Origin of the sequence: Ralstonia sp. PBBBR1, from assembly GCF_002256165.1 — a bacterium.
GTDB lineage: Bacteria > Pseudomonadota > Gammaproteobacteria > Burkholderiales > Burkholderiaceae > Ralstonia > Ralstonia thomasii.
The window spans coordinates 442,143-458,087 of sequence record NZ_NKIL01000003.1; the positions used below are offsets into that span (position 1 = coordinate 442,143).

Genomic DNA, 15,945 nt, shown 5'->3' on the forward strand with positions numbered 1-15,945 from the left:
CGGCGCGGGCCGGTCCCGCGCCCCACGCGCATCCGCAAAGAGCAATCGATGACAGTCCAATCACTTGATGAGAGCGGCCCGCCCGACGCTTCCGCTGACGCCTATCTGAAGCTCGACGGCATCACCGTGCGCTTTCCTGGCGTGCTGGCGCTCGACCATGTCTCGCTCGACATCCGCCGCGGCGAGGTGCACGGCCTGATGGGCGAGAACGGCGCGGGCAAGTCGACGCTGCTCAAAGTGCTGTCGGGCGTCAACCAGCCGGAGGTTGGCACGCTGTCGCTCGATGGCGTGCCGCAGCAGTTCACGAACACGCGCGCGGCCATTACGGCGGGCATCGCGATCATCTATCAGGAACTGCACCTCGTGCCGGAACTGACGGTGGCGGAAAACCTGATGCTCGGCGCGCTGCCCAACCGCTTTGGCGTGCTCGACGAGAAGACGCTGATCACCCGTGCGCTGCGCGAACTCGAACGGCTGGGCGAGAAGCTCGATCCGGCGCAACCGGTCAAGCATCTATCGATCGGCCAGCGCCAGATGATCGAGATCGGCAAGGCGCTGATGCGCGACGCGCGCGTGATCGCGTTCGACGAACCAACGAGTTCGCTCTCCTCGCGGGAGACGGCACAGTTGTTCCGCATCATCCGCGCGCTCAAGGCCGAGGGCCGCGCGGTCATCTACGTCACGCACCGCATGGAAGAGGTGTACGAACTGTGCGATCGCGTGACCGTATTCCGTGACGGCCGGCACATTGACACGTTCAACGCCGGGGCGAGCCTCGACCGCGAACGGCTGATCCGCTGCATGGTCGGCCGCTCGATCCAGGACGTGTACGGCTACAAGCCGCGCCCGCGCGGTGGGGTGAAGATCGACGTACGCGGCTTGATGGGGCCAGGCTTGACTGAACCCGCAACGTTCCGGGCGCATGCAGGAGAAATCGTCGGCTTTTTCGGGCTGGTCGGCGCGGGACGCTCGGAGCTGATGAAGCTGCTTTACGGCGCAGTCGGACCCACAGCGGGCGAGGTCCGCCTCAACGGCAAGCGCGTCCAGTTCAACACACCGCGCGATGCGGTGCGCGCGGGTGTTGCGCTCTGCCCGGAAGACCGCAAGCAGGAAGGCATCGTTGTCATCGCCTCGGTCTCGGACAACCTGAACATCAGTTGCCGGCGCCACTTCAGCCGCTTCAGCGTGCTGAACAACCGGCAGGAAGCGCGGACCACGAAGTCGTTCATCGACAAGCTCGCCATCAAGACACGCAACGGCGAGACGCCCATCGGCAAGCTCTCGGGCGGCAATCAGCAGAAGGTGATCCTCTCGCGCTGGCTGGCCGAGGACATTGACGTCTTCCTGATGGACGAGCCCACACGCGGCATCGACGTCGGCGCCCGCAGCGAAATCTACAGCCTGCTCTACGGCCTCGCCGAGACGGGCCGCACCGTCATCGTGGTGTCGAGCGATCTGGCGGAAGTCATCGGCGTGGCAGACCGCGTGCTCGTGATGAAGCAGGGCCGCATCGTCGGCGATCTGCCCCGAGAGCACGCCTCGCCCGACACCCTCATCAAACTAGCGCTGCCGCGCTAGCGCGCGCTTCACGCCTTCATGGAAACCGACCCTATGCAAACGCCATCCACCGAATCCGTGCCGGGCGGCGCGCCGTTGGCTGCCCCGGGCATACCCAGCCGCGCCGCGCTCACGTGGGAACTGGTCAACCGTTCCGGCATCGTCGTGGTGTTCCTCCTGCTGTTCACCGCGCTGGCCTTCACAGTGCCGGGCTTCGTCAGCAGCCGCAACATCCAGGGGCTGCTGCTCTCCGTCACCTTGATCGGCTCCATCTCGGTCACGATGATGTTCGTGCTCGCACTCGGCGAGGTCGACCTCTCCGTTGCCTCCATCGTCGCGTTCGCGGGCGTGGTGGCCTCCACGCTCATTACCGCAACGCACAGCGTGGTGCTTGGCGTCGGGGCCGGCGTTCTGGCGGGCGGCCTGGTCGGGCTCGTCAACGGCGTGCTGGTGGCGCGCTACCAGATCAACTCGCTGATCGTCACGCTGGCCATGATGGAAGTCGTGCGCGGCCTCGCCTTCATCACCTCCAACGGCGACGCGGTAATGATTTCCGAAGAGCGCTTCTTCGACCTGGGCGGCGGGTCATTCCTCGGCATCTCGTACCCGATCTGGAGCAACATCGTCGGCTTTGCCCTCTTCGGCTTCCTGCTCAAGAAAACGGTGTTCGGCAAGAACGTGCTCGCCGTCGGGGGCAATGAAGAGGCCGCACTGCTTGCTGGCCTACCGGTGACGCGCATCAAGATCGCCGTGTTCGTCTTGCAAGGTCTAGTGACAGGCTTTGCCGGCGTGATGCTGGCCTCGCGCATGAGCCTGGGCGATCCGAAAACATCGGTCGGGCTTGAGCTGGGCGTGATCTCGGCCTGCGTGCTGGGTGGGGTTTCACTCACGGGAGGAGTGGCAACCGTGTCCGGTGTGCTGGTCGGCGTTCTCATCATGGGGTCGGTGCAGAACGCAATGAGCCTGATGAACGTGCCGACGTTCTATCAGTACCTGATCCGCGGCGGCATTCTGCTGCTGGCGGTGTGGTTCGACCGCATTCGCCGCAATAAGCGGGCGAGTTGACAGGCCGGCGAGTTGACAGGCCGGTCGGTCTTCATACGGCAACAAAAAAGCCCGCAAGTGCGGGCTTTTCATTTAACGCCGATTGTCCGGCAGACGAGCAAGTTCAAGCGAACGAATAGAACACGCGGAACTGAACCTTGCGCTCGGCCCAGAATTCGGCCGCGTCGCGGAACACGTCGAGCAGCACTTCACGCGCTTCCTTGTCGAACTTCGGCTGGCACGGCAGGCCCTCAAGCACGATCACAAAACCCGGTTGCGGGCCGGCCTTGTAGATCATGTCGGTCAGGCAGTCGGCCAGGGCATCGAAGTTCTTGCCAAAATGCTTCGGGAACAGGAACTCACGCGCAATCACGTCGAGCACTTCGCTCTTGGTGGTCGCAGCCGCGCAGTTGGCGTACAGGAAATGCTGGCCAAGGCTGGCCGCCGACTCGGCCAGATCCGCCACGCGGAACGCGCGGATCGACTGCACGATATTCGGACGCACCGTCTTGAAGAGGTTCATGGCGTCTTCGCGACCTCCGTCGTCGTCCGTCTGAGTGTTGTCCTGCGTCATGATGTTCTGCGGTGCACTTTGAGGCAACTTGGTCGCCCCCCCGACGCGTGCGCCCAGGGCTTGCATCCCGACCACACCGTCGTACAGATTTTGCGCCTTGTGCCACGCATCGCGGGCCACGCGCTCATCGCGTGCGGTGAGCGAGTCGTCCAGCCCAAACATGTTGGTCGTCATCGCTGTATCCGTTGAAAACTGTTGTAGTGATCTTCCGTGTAGTAGCAGTCGTTGGCCGCTTGCTGGTCGCCGCCGCAGATGATGCGTCGGGCGCCGCGGTTGCGAGCCCCCCGCGTCTTCACGGTGTACTCGTGGTAATAGCCACGCCGCTGGGCAGGCAAACGCCGTTCATAGTTGCCGAACGTGATGCCGTCTTTGGCATAGGGGAACGGACCGCCCTGCTCGATCAGTGCCAGCGTGCGCTGCGCCTCGTTGGGCAGGTCTGCCGGGCGAATGGTTCCCACGGCGGCAGCCATGCCGGAGGTGTCCCGGGCGACCGCATTGGTCGGCAAGCCGGCCACCGACAACGCAAGCGTTGCCGCAAGCGCGCCACGCGCCATCGCCTGAGATACGGAGCGGCCGATCCACGCTCCAAGTCGCTTTGTCATCAGCAGGCCCTAACGGGAGAATCGCGCCGACCGGAGCCCGGCGCAGGTCACAAGCGCAGGTGGCCGTCCAATAACGATCCGGACAGCCGGTTTGCAGCTGAAAGCGAAGCGGCTCAATGCGCGAGAGGCCTGGCAGGAAATGACAAGTCGGGCGACTGCCGAAGACTTGGGGAATCCTTCCGCCTGCAAAAACCTACCCATTGCGCGCACCGAATAAGGCGACCCTGTCAGACGTGTGTACGGAAAACCGCCTTTTTGAACCCGTCTGGCCAGGATCAGACCTCATGTGCTCAGAAGCACCCCTTCAGCCCATAAGGGTACGCTCATCGATGACAACAATCAACCGACGGTGAAAGCCTGAAGGGTTTTTTGATATGGCTATTACGTCTTAAGAAATGTAAGCGCACGCAAACTTAGTGAATTAAAAAAGGGAGCGCAGCATCGTGCGCTCCCTTTTCCAGTGCAGTGGCGATCAGCGTTGTGCTTGTGCAGCGGCATCCACAACGGTCAGGGCCGTCATGTTGAGGATACGTCGCACCGTTGCCGACGGCGTGAGGATGTGCACCGGCTTTTTTGCGCCCAGCAGGATCGGGCCGATGGCGATGTTGTTGCCGGCGGCCGCCTTCAGCAGGTTATAGGCGATGTTGGCGGCATCGATATTCGGCATGACCAACAGGTTAGCTTCGCCCTTGAGCGTCGAATCCGGCACCAGCGAGTCCCGCAGCTTCTCGTCGAGCGCGGCGTCGCCATGCATCTCACCGTCCACTTCCAGGTTGGGGGCGCGTTCGCGCAGGATAGCCAGCGTTTCGCGCATCTTGACGGCGGAAGGCGCCTCCGACGAGCCGAAGTTGGAGTGCGACATCAGCGCGACCTTTGGCTTGATGCCGAAGCGGCACAGTTCCTCGGCGGCCATGATGGTGATCTCGGCCAATTGCTCGGCGGTCGGGTCGACGTTGACGTGCGTATCTGTCAAGAAGATCTGACGGCCAGGCAGGACCAGACCGTTCATGGCGGCGTACACGCAGTTCGTGCCACCGATGACCTGGTCGATGTAGCGCAGGTGCGCAGCGGTGGTGCTGACCGTGCCGCAAATCATGCCGTCGGCTTCGCCCTTGTGGATCATGACGGCGCCGATCAGCGTCGAACGGCGGCGCACTTCCAGCTTCGCGTACTGCGGCGTCACGCCCTTGCGCGCCATCAGCTTGTAGTACGTTTCCCAGTAGTCGCGGAAGCGCTCGTCGTGCTCGGGGTTCACCACGGTGAAATCCACGCCTTCACGCAGACGCAGGCCGAAGCGTTCGATGCGGTGGGCAATCACGCTCGGGCGGCCGATCAGGATTGGGCTGGCGAGCTTTTCATCCACAACGATCTGCACGGCACGCAGCACGCGCTCTTCTTCGCCTTCGGCAAAGATGATGCGCTTGTTCTCCATCGGCACCTTGCGGGCGGCCGAGAAGATCGGCTTCATCAGCGTGCCCGAGTGGTAGACGAATTGCTGCAGGTGCTGGCGGTAGGCGTCCATGTCTTCGATCGGACGCTGCGCCACGCCCGAGAGCATGGCCGCCTGCGCCACGGCCGGCGCGATCTTGACAATCAGGCGCGGGTCGAAGGGCTTCGGGATCAGGTATTCGGGGCCGAACGACAAGTCCTGGATGCCGTAGGCGGAAGCGACGATGTCGCTTTGCTCCTGGCGAGCCAGTTCAGCCACGGCGTGCACGGCGGCAACTTCCATCTCACGCGTGATGGTGGTCGCGCCCACATCCAGCGCGCCGCGGAAGATGAACGGGAAGCACAGGACGTTGTTGACCTGGTTCGGGTAATCCGTGCGGCCGGTGCCCATGATGACGTCCGGGCGCACTTCCTTGGCCAGTTCCGGCAGGATTTCCGGGTTCGGATTGGCCAGCGCGAAGATGATCGGCTTGTCGGCCATCTTCTTGACCATGTCCTGCTTAAGCACGCCGGCGGCGGACAGGCCCAGGAAAATGTCAGCGCCATCGATGACTTCGGCCAACGTACGCAGATCGGTCTTCTGTGCGAAGTGCGCCTTGTCCGGATCCATCAGTTCGGTACGGCCTTCGTAGACCACACCGGCCAAGTCCGTCACCCAGATGTTTTCGCGCGGCAGGCCGAGGTCGACCAGCAAGTCCAGGCAGGCCAGCGCCGCAGCGCCCGCGCCCGACGCCACCAGCTTGACCTTCTTGATGTCCTTGCCGACCACCTTGAGCGCGTTGGTGATGCCTGCGCCCACGACGATGGCGGTGCCGTGCTGGTCATCATGGAAGACGGGGATCTTCATGCGCTTGCGCAGTTCGCGCTCGACGAAGAAGCACTCCGGTGCCTTGATGTCTTCGAGGTTGATGCCGCCGAAGGTCGGCTCCAGCGAGGCGATGATATCGACAAGCTTTTGGGGGTCTTTTTCGTTGATCTCGATATCAAACACATCGATACCGGCGAATTTCTTGAACAGGCCCGCCTTGCCTTCCATGACCGGCTTCGAGGCTTCCGGTCCGATATCGCCCAGGCCGAGCACGGCCGTACCGTTGGTCACCACGCCGACGAGGTTGCCGCGGGCGGTGTAGCGGAACGAGTTGGTAACGTCTTCGACGATCTCTTCACAGGCGGCGGCAACACCCGGTGAATACGCCAGGGCGAGGTCGCGCTGGTTCGACAGCGGCTTGGTCGGCGTGACGGAAATCTTGCCCGGGGTCGGAAACTCGTGGTACTCCAGCGCGGCCTTGCGCAAGGCGGCGCGCTGCTGCGCCTTGAGTTCTTCATCCGTGCGGGCGGGCTGCTGAGGCTGGGTATCCACCGTGGTCATGGGTCTCTCGTATCGGGTGGCCAGCGCGCGCGCCGGCCGTCGCATCTAGCGGGCCACCGGGATACCCTCACGAGCGCCACGGGAATACGGTCCGCCTCCTTGGGCCCGTCATTTTATATAGTGAAAAGCGATCTCACAACGGGATTTTGGGTGGGAGTGCCATGCGCATTCGCTACAATATTTCACCGTCCTGTCACGGCACCATCGGGCTTGCCCCATATTCCTCCATCGCCGCTGCCGTGTCCAAGCCCGTCCAACCCCGCAACTCCGCTGATGATGCGTCAGACCTCTCCGAATTTGGCCTGATTCGCCGTTATTTCACGCGGCCGACGCCAAGAGCGACATTGGGCGTGGGCGACGATTGCGCCTTGCTCGGGCCACGTCCTGGGTACGAATTGGCGATCTCCACCGACATGCTGGTCGCCGGTCGTCACTTTTTTCCCCATGCGGAGCCCCGCGCACTTGGGCACAAAGCGCTGGCTGTCAACCTATCGGATCTGGCTGCCATGGGTGCGGAGCCACGTGCTTTTACGCTGGCCGTGGCGCTTCCCGAAGCCGACCCCGCCTGGCTCAAACCGTTTTCCGAAGGCCTGCTCGCCCTAGCGGATGCCTTTCACTGTGAACTCATTGGCGGTGACACAACGCGGGGGCCGCTCACGCTGAGCCTGACCGTCTTCGGCGACGTCCCCCTCGCTGCGGCATTACGCCGCGACGCCGCCCGTCCCGGCGATGACCTCTGGGTCTCGGGCACTGTCGGCGATGCGCGACTCGCGCTGGGTGCCCTGCGCAACGAATGGGCGCTTACGCCCGAAGCGCTCGCACAAGTGCAGCCACGCATGGACATGCCGACGCCGCGCGTGGCACTCGGTCTGGCATTGCGCGGTGTCGCCCGGGCGGCGCTCGACGTATCGGACGGCTTGTTGGGCGATCTTGGCCACATCCTCACGCAATCCCGCGTTGGGGCGACGGTCATGGTCGACGATGTCCCGCGTTCGCCGACGCTGGCCGCGCAGTCCCGGGCGCTTCAGCTGCAATGCACGCTGGCCGGCGGCGACGACTACGAACTGTGCTTTACTGCTCCTGCCGATGCTCGCGACGCTGTGATCGCAGCGGGCCAGCGTGCGGGGGTGGCTGTCACACGCGTCGGCCGCATTGACGCCGAAACCGGCTTGCGCCTCGTCGATGCCCAAGGTGAGCCGGTCATCTTCACGCATGGCAGCTTCGACCATTTCTCTTCCGCATCATGATGTCTTCCGCTCCCTTCCCGCCCTCCAATCCGCCGGGCCAGCCTGAAACCGTCGTCCTTGAGGCGGGCCAGGCCGCACAGGTACGCCGCCCGACGGCGCGCTTCATGTTCGGCCATCCCGCACGCATTCTCGCGCTCGGCTTCGGCACGGGCCTATCGCCAATCCTGCCGGGCACGGTCGGCACGCTGTACGCCTGGCTGATCTATGTGGTGTTGGCGCGCTGGGTTTCAGGGCCGACTTGGCTGCTGATCTCGGCCGTTGGTTTCGTGATCGGCATCTGGGCATGCACACGCACCGCACGCGATCTGGGTGTGGCAGACCACGGCGCCATGGTGTGGGACGAGATGGTGGCGTTTTGGATCGTGCTGGCGTTTGTCACGCCCACCACGCTGGGCGGGCAGTTCGCCGCATTCCTGTGGTTCCGCTTCTTCGACATGGTCAAGCCGGCGCCCATCCGCTATTACGACCGCACGCTCAAGGGCTTCGGCGTGCGCGGTGGCTACGGCGTGATGGTCGATGACATTTTGGCGGCGTTCTACACGCTGCTTGTGTTCGCGCTGTGGCGCTCGTTTTGACGTTTGACGACCGAAGCTTCGAAGGTATCGCAATGGCTGAATCCCGCGCCCTGGCCCAATTGGCCGAACTCGTCGCTGACACGCTCCACAAGCGCAGCCTGATGATGGCATCCGCCGAGTCGTGCACTGGCGGGCTGGTGTCCGCCGCCATCACCGACGTATCGGGTTCTTCCGCGTGGTTTGAGCGCGGCTTCGTCGTCTATTCCAACGAAGCGAAATCGCAGATGTTGGGCGTTCCGGCGGCGCTGATCCGCGAACATGGCGCCGTGAGCGAACCGGTGGCGCATGCCATGGCTGAGGGCGCAGTGCTCAACAGCCGCGCGCAGGTGGCCGTCGCGATTACCGGTGTGGCGGGCCCGACCGGCGGTACGCCCGACAAGCCCGTCGGCATGGTGTGCTTTGGTTGGAGCAACCGGCTGCAAACGCGCGTGGAAACGCGCCACTTCAAGGGCGATCGCAAGCAGGTTCGCCTGCAGGCTGCCGAGCACGCGCTGCGCGGCGTACTCGACTTCCTCGACTCGGCGGAATGCTGATCTAGATCTCGCTGGGATGATCCGGCCGGCGACGATCTCCGTGATCGTGTTCCGGCTGGTGCTCGTGATCGTGCTCGTGCCGACGGTCGCGATCATGATCGCGGCGCGTTGTCTCGTGCTGGTGGGTGTCGTCGCGCTCTTTCTCGAGCTTGCGGTCCGGGTCCTTGCCGGTCTCTTCCCGGTGCGTACCGGCCACGGGGCCGTGCGGATGCGTGGTCATGGCGTCCTCGCTCTCGCCGCAACCGGACCGACAGTGCCGATCAGGTGCGGAACTGGTTGATCTGATTGCGTGTGGCCTCAGCCATGCGGCGGGCGGCATCGGCGAAATCGCTGTCGGTGCTGGCGTAAAGAATGGCCCGGGACGAGTTGATCATCATGCCCGTGCCATCGGCCGTGCGGCCAGCGCGCACCGTGGCTTCGATGTCGCCGCCCTGGGCGCCCACGCCCGGAATCAGCAACGGCATGTCGCCGACAATTTCACGCACCTTGGCAATTTCTTCCGGGAAGGTCGCGCCCACCACCAGGCCCATCTGGCCGCTGGTATTCCACACGTCGCGCGCGCGTTCTGCCACGACCTGATAGACCGGGCGGCCATCGGTTTCCAGAAACTGCACGTCGCTGCCGCCGGCGTTGGACGTGCGGCACAGCACGATCACGCCCTTGTCGGCGTGTGCGAGATACGGCTGCATCGAGTCAAAACCCATGTACGGGCTGACGGTGACGGCGTCGGCCTGGTAGCGCTCGAAGGCTTCCTTGGCGTAGTGCTCGGCGGTTGAGCCGATGTCGCCGCGCTTGGCATCAAGAATGACGGGAACGCCCGGATAGGCTTCGTGGATGTAGCTGATGAGCTGCTCGAGCTGGTCTTCGGCGCGCTGCGAGGCAAAGTAGGCGATCTGCGGCTTGAACGCGCAGACCAGGTCGGCGGTCGCGTCCACGATGGCGCGGCAGAACGAGAAGATCGCTCCGCCCGTGCCGGTCAGCGACGCCGGCAGGCGTGCCGGGTCAGGATCGAGCCCGACGCACAGCAGGGAGTTGTTGCGTTGCCAGGCGGCAGCCAGTTGTTCGGTAAATCGCATGGTATCGGGAATGTAAGAGCGGCCGGCCGGCCGCATGACTTGTCTGCATTTTACTCGTCAGGCAACCCGGCGGCGGCATCTTCCGGACGTGGTGCCCGCCCCACGCGTGCGCGGCACGCCACCGCATGTGGCTGAACCCGCCGCCTCTTTAGGCTACACTCGGCGCGATTTTTCGCCGCCCGTTCAACGCCTGCTTCAAGGAAACACCCCATGATCAATCTGTTCGTCGTGCAAAAAGGTCGTCTCGCGCAGGAACAGGTTGAAGAACGCAGTGAACTGCTGCAGCACAAGCCGATCTGGATCGACGTGATCGACCCAGACGACGAAGAGCTGGCGTGGATCAAGGAAGCCTACGGCGTGGTGCTGCCCGAGTTGGAGCAACTGGGGGACCTGGAAGCCTCCGCCCGCTACTTTGAGGGCGAAGACGGCCACATCCACATCCGCACCGATTTCCTTCTCGACGAAGAAACCACCTCGCGCAACGTGCGCGTGGCCTTCGTGCTGACCAAGGATGTGCTCTTCTCGATCCACGGCGAAGATCTGCCCGCGTTCCGGCTGGTGCGCATGCGTGCGCGGCTGCGCCCGGGCTCGGTGCGCAATGCCAAGGATGTGCTGATGGATCTATACGCCACCGACGCGGAATACTCGGCCGACTCTATCGAAGAAGTCTACGAACGCCTCGAAGATGCCAGCAAACGCGTGCTGGCCGATGAGGTGACCGACGCCGCCGCCGCCGATGTGCTGGAGATCATCGCCCGCGTGGAAGACTTGAACGGCCGAATCCGCCGCAATGTCATGGATACGCGCCGCGCCGTGTCATTTCTGCTGCGCAGCCAGTTGCTCTCGGCCGACCAGCAGGACGAAGCGCGCCAGGTGCTGCGCGACATCGATTCCATCGAGAACCACACGGCGTTCCTGTCGGACAAGGTCAACTTCCTGATGGATGCCACGGTCGGCTTCATCAACATCAACCAGAACAAGATCATCAAGCTGTTCTCGGTGGTGTCGGTGGCGCTGATGCCACCCACGCTGATCGCCTCGATCTACGGCATGAACTTCAAGGTGATGCCGGAGCTGGACTGGGCCGAAGGCTACCCGTACGCGATCGTGATGATGGTGGTGTCGGCGGCGATTCCGCTGGTGTACTTCCGCCGCAAGGGCTGGCTGAAGTAGCCCTGTGCCAGGTCAATCCGGCAGCGTGGCCGAGCCCATGCGGTTGGCGATCACAGTGGCCTTGCGCGTGAAGTTGACGTGCACGTTGGCGCAATAGCTCTTTTTGTCGAAGCACTTCGGTGCAGGCAGCGCGGCCGCCAGTCGCGCTGCCTGACCTACCGTGAGTTGCGAGGCCGGGCGCTTAAAGTAATGCTGCGCCGCCGCTTCCGCGCCGAACACACCCTCGCCCCATTCCACCGAGTTCAGATAGATCTCGAGAATGCGTTCCTTATCGAGCCAGAACTCGAGCATCCACGTGATGACAAGTTCTTCGCCCTTGCGCAGGTAGTGGCGTTCGCCCGAGAGGAACAGGTTCTTGGCCAATTGCTGCGTGATGGTCGAACCGCCCGCGACCACGTGGCCGCGCCGCTTGTTCTTCTCCCACGCGTCGAGCATGGCGTCGACTTCCCAGCCACTGTGCGAGACGAAATCCGCGTCTTCACTGGCGATGACCGCGCGTTTGAGGTTGCGCGAGATCTGGTCGTAATTGACCCAGCGGTGGTCGACCTTACAGGTGAAAACATTGGCGCCGCACAAGCGCATACGCTCAGCGCGCATGAAACTCGTAGACGACGGATCAAATACCTGCCAACTCGCGATGGCAGCGAAGAAGTACAGGTTGAGTGCGACCACGCCCGCAACGAAGCAGCCGATCACGTAGCCGAACCAACGCGTCATCGCAGGGCTGCGCTCCAGGTTCAGCGAGGCGCGCGCGCCGCGACCGCGGCTTCGCCCTGCAGCCCTTCGCGCATGGCGAGCAGCACCGGCGCGGTGTCCGGGCGCACGCCGCGCCAGACGAAGAACGATTCCGCGGCCTGCTCCACCAGCATGCCCAGGCCGTCCCATGCGCGGGCGCCGTTGCGCCGGGCGAACTCCATGAACACCGTCGGACGCGGGCCGTACATCATGTCGTAGGCCAGCGCGTTGGGGCCGAACACGGTGGTCGGGATCGGCGGCACTTCGGCCTGCAGGCTGCTCGCCGTGGCGTTGATGATGACGTCGAAAACGTCGTCCGCAGCAAGCTCGTCATAGCCCCCGCCCACGAGTTCAACCTCGTGCAGCTTGGCCGAGACCTCGAAGCGCTCGACCAGCCTGTTGGCGCGATCGGCCGTGCGGTTGGCCAGGAACACGCGCGCGGGCTTGTGCTCCAGCAGCGGCAGCAGCACGCCGCGCGCCGCACCACCCGCGCCCAGTAGCAGCACGCGCTCGCCTTCGAGCGCGTTGCCGATGTTGTGGGTGATGTCGCGCATCAGGCCGACGCCGTCGGTGTTGTCGCCAAAAATCTCTTCGCCATCGAACTTGAGCGTGTTGACCGCGCCGGCCGATTCCGCCCGCAGCGACAACGACGTCGACATGGCATACGCATCGAGCTTGAACGGCACCGTCACGTTGAGCCCGCGTCCGCCTTCACGCACGAAGGTCATCACGGTTTCGTCAAACGCGATCAACTCGGCGTAGATACGGTCGTAGCGGATGCGCTGCCCGGTCTGCTGCGCAAACGCGGCATGGATGATGGGCGACTTGCTGTGCGCGATCGGGTTGCCGATCACGCCATAGCGATCTGTGGGCGGCGCGCTCGCGGCGGCGAGGATGGCCTCTTGAAACGACGACGGCATGGACGACGAAATCAACGGGTCTGCAGGTGGGTTTCCAAGCCTGCGCGGGTGAACTTGAACGTGGCGACCACATCCTGGATGTCGACGCGCTTGCGCATCTCGGCCGGGAAGGCGCCAAACGGTGAAGACGAACGCACGATGGCCACGGCCTGGCGATCCAGCGCGGGGTTGCCCGAGCTCTTTGCGATCTCGATGCCTTCGATCTTGTAGCCGTCCTGGTTATAGCCGAGCTGGCCTTCGCGGTTGATGCTGATCACGACGATCATCTCGCCATACAGCGGGCGGCCGTTCTGGCTGGGAAAGTTTGCGGTGCCGCGGGCTTCGATCTTGCGCCGCACGGCATCGTAGTAGCGGGCGTAATCCACCTGGCGGGCGCTGGCGGCTGTCAGCACATTGCGGCGCGGGCGCTTGGCGTAGTTCTCGAGATTCCGGTCGATCTCGGCCTGCAGCCGGGCGATTTCGTCTTGCGTGGTGCGGTCGTCGGTGCCGTTGGTGGGCGACGGCTGCGGACGCTCGCCGGGCTTGACCTGACGATCGTTGACCAGCGGCGCGCGCTCGGTCGATTGCGTCAGCAGGCGGCGCTGCTCTTGCTCGAGATACTCAACGCGGCGCTGTGTGAGCTTGATGGCGTCGCCGGTCTGCTCATTGGTGTCAGCGGGCAGCGGCGTGGTGGCGCGCTGCTGGTCATATTCGCCACCGCCGTTCAGGTTGACCTGGGCCACGGCCGTCGCCTTGGACGGTGCCGTCGACGACTTGGCGTTGACCAGCACCACATCCAGGCCCGGATCGTCGCGCTTGATATCGAACGCCTCGGGGGCCACCACGCGCACGAACAGCAGTACAACATGCACGGCCAGCGACACCACCAGCGCCTTGGTGAGCGTGCTGCTGCCGGACCAGTCCGGACGGTTTGCGAGGGCGGCCATGGGGCGATTCCTGGTCGATGCGCGAAGAATGAAGGTCAGGTTGCGATTGTAGTTAGGCAGCGGCGGGCGTTCCACCGCTCTCGCCGTCTTGCGGCGGCGGCGCCACAGCAGCGTCGGCTTCTGCGCGAGCCTCTTCCCCATCAGCAGCCGGTTGTGGTTCGGCCGGCACATCAGCCTCTGCCTCGGCCAGTTCTTCTTCAATGGCTTCGGCTTGTGCGCCCGCTTCGGGCGCGAGGATTTCAACCACGCGGCACGACACTTCCAGGCTGACCTCGTCGGTGTCCAGGATATCGAGCACGACATGCGTGCCGCGTGGCGTCTGTGCCAGTTCCGGCACCTTCGTCACCAGCGGAATGTCGGCGAAGCGCACGGCGCCTTCCTTGAGCACCACGGCTTGCATGCGCGTTCGGTTTTCCTGCTTGAGCCAGCGCAGGCACCAGTAGCGCTCCATGGTCGACTGGTGGTCGGCATAGGCAGCGTAGGTGGCTTCAAAGTCGGCCACGGCGGCCAGCAGGTCGGCATCTTTGGGCTTGAACGGCGCGATCAGCTTGGCCGTCACGCCATGCTGCGCCACCGCAGCGATCTGCCATTGATTGACCAGATCGACATAGCGGCGCAGCGGCGAGGTGCTCCACGCATACTGCGCCACGCCCAGACCTTCATGCGGCGCCGGATACGTCTGCATGCGCGTGCGGTGCATACCCCAGGCCTTCTGCGTGCGATAGATGCCCGGCACCCCAGCGTCGGCCAGCATGCGGCCCCACGTGCTGTTGGCCAGGATCATCAATTCGGCGACGATCTTGTCCAGCGGCGAGCCGCGTTTGCGCTGTTCGATCCGCACGCGCTCGCCGCCACCATTGGCCTCGGGAATCGCATCGATGTAGAACGAATAATCGCCCTTCTGCGCGCCCTCGGGCTTCAGGCCGCTGGCAATGCGTGCCTGCTGGCGGCCGTCGTACAACGCGCACACAAACGGCCACAACACGGCCAGTTCGGCCTTGAACGGGTAGTCGCCCGAGCCATCGGCCAGCGCGTCGGCGGTGATCACGTCGTCGAGCAGGTTGTGGCGCAGGTTGGCCGCCACGGTCACGGATTCGCAGCGCGTCTCGCTGGCGGTGACCGTCCACGTGGCGCGGTCGACCGTCGCGTACAGCGACAGCGCCGGGCATGCGCGCCCTTCCTGCAGCGTGTAACGGTCAACCACCGACTCCGGCAACATCGTGATCTTGTCGCCGGGGAAATACACGGTCGACAAACGCTGGCGTGCAATCACGTCCAACGGCTCGCCACGCTGGATGCCGAAGCCCGGCGCGGCAATGTGAATACCGATCCGCACCGTGGCGTCATCAATGGGCGTAACGGAGATGGCATCGTCGATTTCCGTGGTGGTCACGTCATCGATCGAAAAGGCGCGCACGTCGGCGGCCGGCAGCTCCATCGCCGGTTCCGGCACGGTCACATCCGGGAAGCCGGTGCCCTTCGGGAAGCATTCCGAAAGGAAACGCGCCTCATGCAGCGCGCGGGCATTGGCAATGCCGCCCACTGCCACCATCAGGCGCATCGGCGACAGGCCCAGCGCCGTGCACGCCGCATCGAGCGCCTTGTATTCGAGACTGTTCTTGTCCGGCTTGAACAGCAGTTGCAGCGTCTTGCCGCGGAAGGCCTCGGGCAGTCGCATCGCCTTCAGCTCGGCTTCGTATTCGGCTTGCAGAGCAGCTTGCTGCTTCTTGCGCTCCAAGCCTGCGAGCGCGGCCTTCAGTTGGTCTTCAGGTGCGCGCTGATAGCGGCCTCGGCCCTTGCGGCGGAAGTAGATCGGCGAGCCATGCAGCGCGATGGCCAGCGCCGCCTGCTGTGTGGCATTGGCGCCGGCGCCAAAATACTCGCCGGCCAAATCGGTGAAGCCGAACTCGTCCGCTGAAGCGCATTCCCAGAGGAAATCCAAGTCGATCTCTGCCGACAGCGCCTGGGCCGCCTGCGACAACTCGCCGGCGGACGGCTGCGCGAATTGCAGCAACACGTCGCGCGACTTGACCTTGGTGCGCTTGGCGCTCGGCAACTCGACCTGATAGGCCTCGCCCTGTTGGGACAAGACGGTGCCCGCGCGGATTTCGCCGCCTTCTTCAAACAGCAACTGCATGGATTTGTATGGATCGCGGCACTCGCAC

At 64.1% G+C, this 15,945-nt stretch carries 15 protein-coding genes; 6 read left to right on the top strand and 9 right to left on the bottom strand.

The window, feature by feature from the left end:
- Nucleotides 1-48 precede the first annotated feature (48 nt).
- Both araG and araH read left to right on the top strand, forming a co-directional pair.
- Nucleotides 49-1,578, top strand: coding sequence for an L-arabinose ABC transporter ATP-binding protein AraG (gene araG / locus CFE42_RS05605; protein ID WP_004632912.1), 1,530 nt, complete (start codon nucleotides 49-51; stop codon nucleotides 1,576-1,578).
- A 33-nt stretch (nucleotides 1,579-1,611) separates the two neighbouring features.
- Entirely contained in the window at nucleotides 1,612-2,622 is a 1,011-nt protein-coding gene (gene araH / locus CFE42_RS05610) for an L-arabinose ABC transporter permease AraH (RefSeq protein ID WP_004632913.1), read from the top strand.
- 103 nt (nucleotides 2,623-2,725) lie between these two features.
- Here araH and CFE42_RS05615 read toward each other — a convergent pair whose 3' ends face one another.
- The 3 genes from CFE42_RS05615 to CFE42_RS05625 all read right to left on the bottom strand — a co-directional run bounded on the left by CFE42_RS05615 (nucleotide 2,726) and on the right by CFE42_RS05625 (nucleotide 6,595).
- A complete protein-coding gene (locus CFE42_RS05615) occupies nucleotides 2,726-3,349 on the bottom strand; it encodes a barstar family protein (RefSeq protein WP_004632915.1) in 624 nt (207 codons plus the stop codon).
- The gene (locus CFE42_RS05620; protein ID WP_004632916.1) at nucleotides 3,346-3,777 is read right to left on the bottom strand and encodes a ribonuclease domain-containing protein; all 432 of its coding nucleotides are present in this window, start codon (nucleotides 3,775-3,777) and stop codon (nucleotides 3,346-3,348) included. Before CFE42_RS05620 ends, CFE42_RS05615 begins: the two co-directional genes overlap by 4 nt.
- 472 nt (nucleotides 3,778-4,249) lie before the next feature.
- Nucleotides 4,250-6,595, bottom strand: a complete 2,346-nt coding sequence (locus tag CFE42_RS05625) for an NADP-dependent malic enzyme (protein ID WP_004632919.1) — start codon at nucleotides 6,593-6,595, stop codon at nucleotides 4,250-4,252.
- Between the two features lie 161 nt (nucleotides 6,596-6,756).
- On the opposite strand from CFE42_RS05625, the gene thiL reads away from it, so the two are divergent.
- The 3 genes from thiL to CFE42_RS05640 are packed head-to-tail and all read left to right on the top strand — an operon-like array spanning nucleotide 6,757 to nucleotide 8,950.
- Nucleotides 6,757-7,842: a thiamine-phosphate kinase gene (gene thiL / locus CFE42_RS05630; protein WP_004632921.1), complete on the top strand. Its 1,086-nt coding sequence runs from the start codon at nucleotides 6,757-6,759 to the stop codon at nucleotides 7,840-7,842.
- Entirely contained in the window at nucleotides 7,839-8,417 is a 579-nt protein-coding gene (locus tag CFE42_RS05635; protein ID WP_004632923.1) for a phosphatidylglycerophosphatase A, read from the top strand. Before thiL ends, CFE42_RS05635 begins: the two co-directional genes overlap by 4 nt.
- A 32-nt stretch (nucleotides 8,418-8,449) precedes the next feature.
- Nucleotides 8,450-8,950, top strand: a complete 501-nt coding sequence (locus CFE42_RS05640; protein WP_004632926.1) for a CinA family protein — start codon at nucleotides 8,450-8,452, stop codon at nucleotides 8,948-8,950.
- A gap of 1 nt (nucleotide 8,951) precedes the next feature.
- Here the strand turns inward: CFE42_RS05640 and CFE42_RS05645 are convergent, their stop codons facing one another.
- The gene (locus tag CFE42_RS05645) at nucleotides 8,952-9,170 is read right to left on the bottom strand and encodes a hypothetical protein (protein ID WP_004632927.1); all 219 of its coding nucleotides are present in this window, start codon (nucleotides 9,168-9,170) and stop codon (nucleotides 8,952-8,954) included.
- A 40-nt stretch (nucleotides 9,171-9,210) separates the two neighbouring features.
- Complete coding sequence (gene pyrF, locus CFE42_RS05650; RefSeq protein WP_037044554.1) at nucleotides 9,211-10,026, bottom strand: orotidine-5'-phosphate decarboxylase; 816 nt, start codon at nucleotides 10,024-10,026, stop codon at nucleotides 9,211-9,213.
- Nucleotides 10,027-10,236: 210 nt separating this feature from the next.
- Between pyrF and corA the strand changes: the two genes are divergently transcribed.
- The gene (gene corA / locus CFE42_RS05655) at nucleotides 10,237-11,199 is read left to right on the top strand and encodes a magnesium/cobalt transporter CorA (protein WP_004632931.1); all 963 of its coding nucleotides are present in this window, start codon (nucleotides 10,237-10,239) and stop codon (nucleotides 11,197-11,199) included.
- Between the two features lie 12 nt (nucleotides 11,200-11,211).
- Here corA and mtgA read toward each other — a convergent pair whose 3' ends face one another.
- From mtgA to CFE42_RS05675, 4 genes are read right to left on the bottom strand one after another with little or no spacing between them, the layout of a single operon-like run.
- Complete coding sequence (gene mtgA / locus CFE42_RS05660; protein WP_004632934.1) at nucleotides 11,212-11,916, bottom strand: monofunctional biosynthetic peptidoglycan transglycosylase; 705 nt, start codon at nucleotides 11,914-11,916, stop codon at nucleotides 11,212-11,214.
- Nucleotides 11,917-11,936: 20 nt separating this feature from the next.
- Nucleotides 11,937-12,854 (bottom strand): shikimate dehydrogenase, encoded by a 918-nt coding sequence (aroE, locus tag CFE42_RS05665; RefSeq protein WP_004632935.1) that lies wholly within the window; start codon nucleotides 12,852-12,854, stop codon nucleotides 11,937-11,939.
- A gap of 11 nt (nucleotides 12,855-12,865) precedes the next feature.
- Nucleotides 12,866-13,780, bottom strand: a complete 915-nt coding sequence (locus CFE42_RS05670; RefSeq protein WP_004632937.1) for an energy transducer TonB — start codon at nucleotides 13,778-13,780, stop codon at nucleotides 12,866-12,868.
- A gap of 52 nt (nucleotides 13,781-13,832) precedes the next feature.
- Nucleotides 13,833-15,917, bottom strand: coding sequence for an RNB domain-containing ribonuclease (locus CFE42_RS05675; protein ID WP_004632938.1), 2,085 nt, complete (start codon nucleotides 15,915-15,917; stop codon nucleotides 13,833-13,835).
- Nucleotides 15,918-15,945 lie beyond the last annotated feature (28 nt).

Bases quoted from the DNA above. Each gene is read 5' to 3' on its own strand.
- araH (WP_004632913.1), top strand. From the start codon at position 1,612: ATGCAAACGCCATCCACCGAATCCGTGCCGGGCGGCGCGCCGTTGGCT.
- mtgA (WP_004632934.1), bottom strand. From the start codon at position 11,916: ATGACGCGTTGGTTCGGCTACGTGATCGGCTGCTTCGTTGCGGGCGTG.
- aroE (WP_004632935.1), bottom strand. From the start codon at position 12,854: ATGCCGTCGTCGTTTCAAGAGGCCATCCTCGCCGCCGCGAGCGCGCCG.
- araG (WP_004632912.1), top strand. From the start codon at position 49: ATGACAGTCCAATCACTTGATGAGAGCGGCCCGCCCGACGCTTCCGCT.
- CFE42_RS05675 (WP_004632938.1), bottom strand. From the start codon at position 15,917: ATGCAGTTGCTGTTTGAAGAAGGCGGCGAAATCCGCGCGGGCACCGTC.
- CFE42_RS05645 (WP_004632927.1), bottom strand. From the start codon at position 9,170: ATGACCACGCATCCGCACGGCCCCGTGGCCGGTACGCACCGGGAAGAG.
- CFE42_RS05670 (WP_004632937.1), bottom strand. From the start codon at position 13,780: ATGGCCGCCCTCGCAAACCGTCCGGACTGGTCCGGCAGCAGCACGCTC.
- CFE42_RS05640 (WP_004632926.1), top strand. From the start codon at position 8,450: ATGGCTGAATCCCGCGCCCTGGCCCAATTGGCCGAACTCGTCGCTGAC.
- CFE42_RS05635 (WP_004632923.1), top strand. From the start codon at position 7,839: ATGATGTCTTCCGCTCCCTTCCCGCCCTCCAATCCGCCGGGCCAGCCT.
- CFE42_RS05615 (WP_004632915.1), bottom strand. From the start codon at position 3,349: ATGACGACCAACATGTTTGGGCTGGACGACTCGCTCACCGCACGCGAT.
- pyrF (WP_037044554.1), bottom strand. From the start codon at position 10,026: ATGCGATTTACCGAACAACTGGCTGCCGCCTGGCAACGCAACAACTCC.
- thiL (WP_004632921.1), top strand. From the start codon at position 6,757: ATGCGCATTCGCTACAATATTTCACCGTCCTGTCACGGCACCATCGGG.
- corA (WP_004632931.1), top strand. From the start codon at position 10,237: ATGATCAATCTGTTCGTCGTGCAAAAAGGTCGTCTCGCGCAGGAACAG.
- CFE42_RS05625 (WP_004632919.1), bottom strand. From the start codon at position 6,595: ATGACCACGGTGGATACCCAGCCTCAGCAGCCCGCCCGCACGGATGAA.
- CFE42_RS05620 (WP_004632916.1), bottom strand. From the start codon at position 3,777: ATGACAAAGCGACTTGGAGCGTGGATCGGCCGCTCCGTATCTCAGGCG.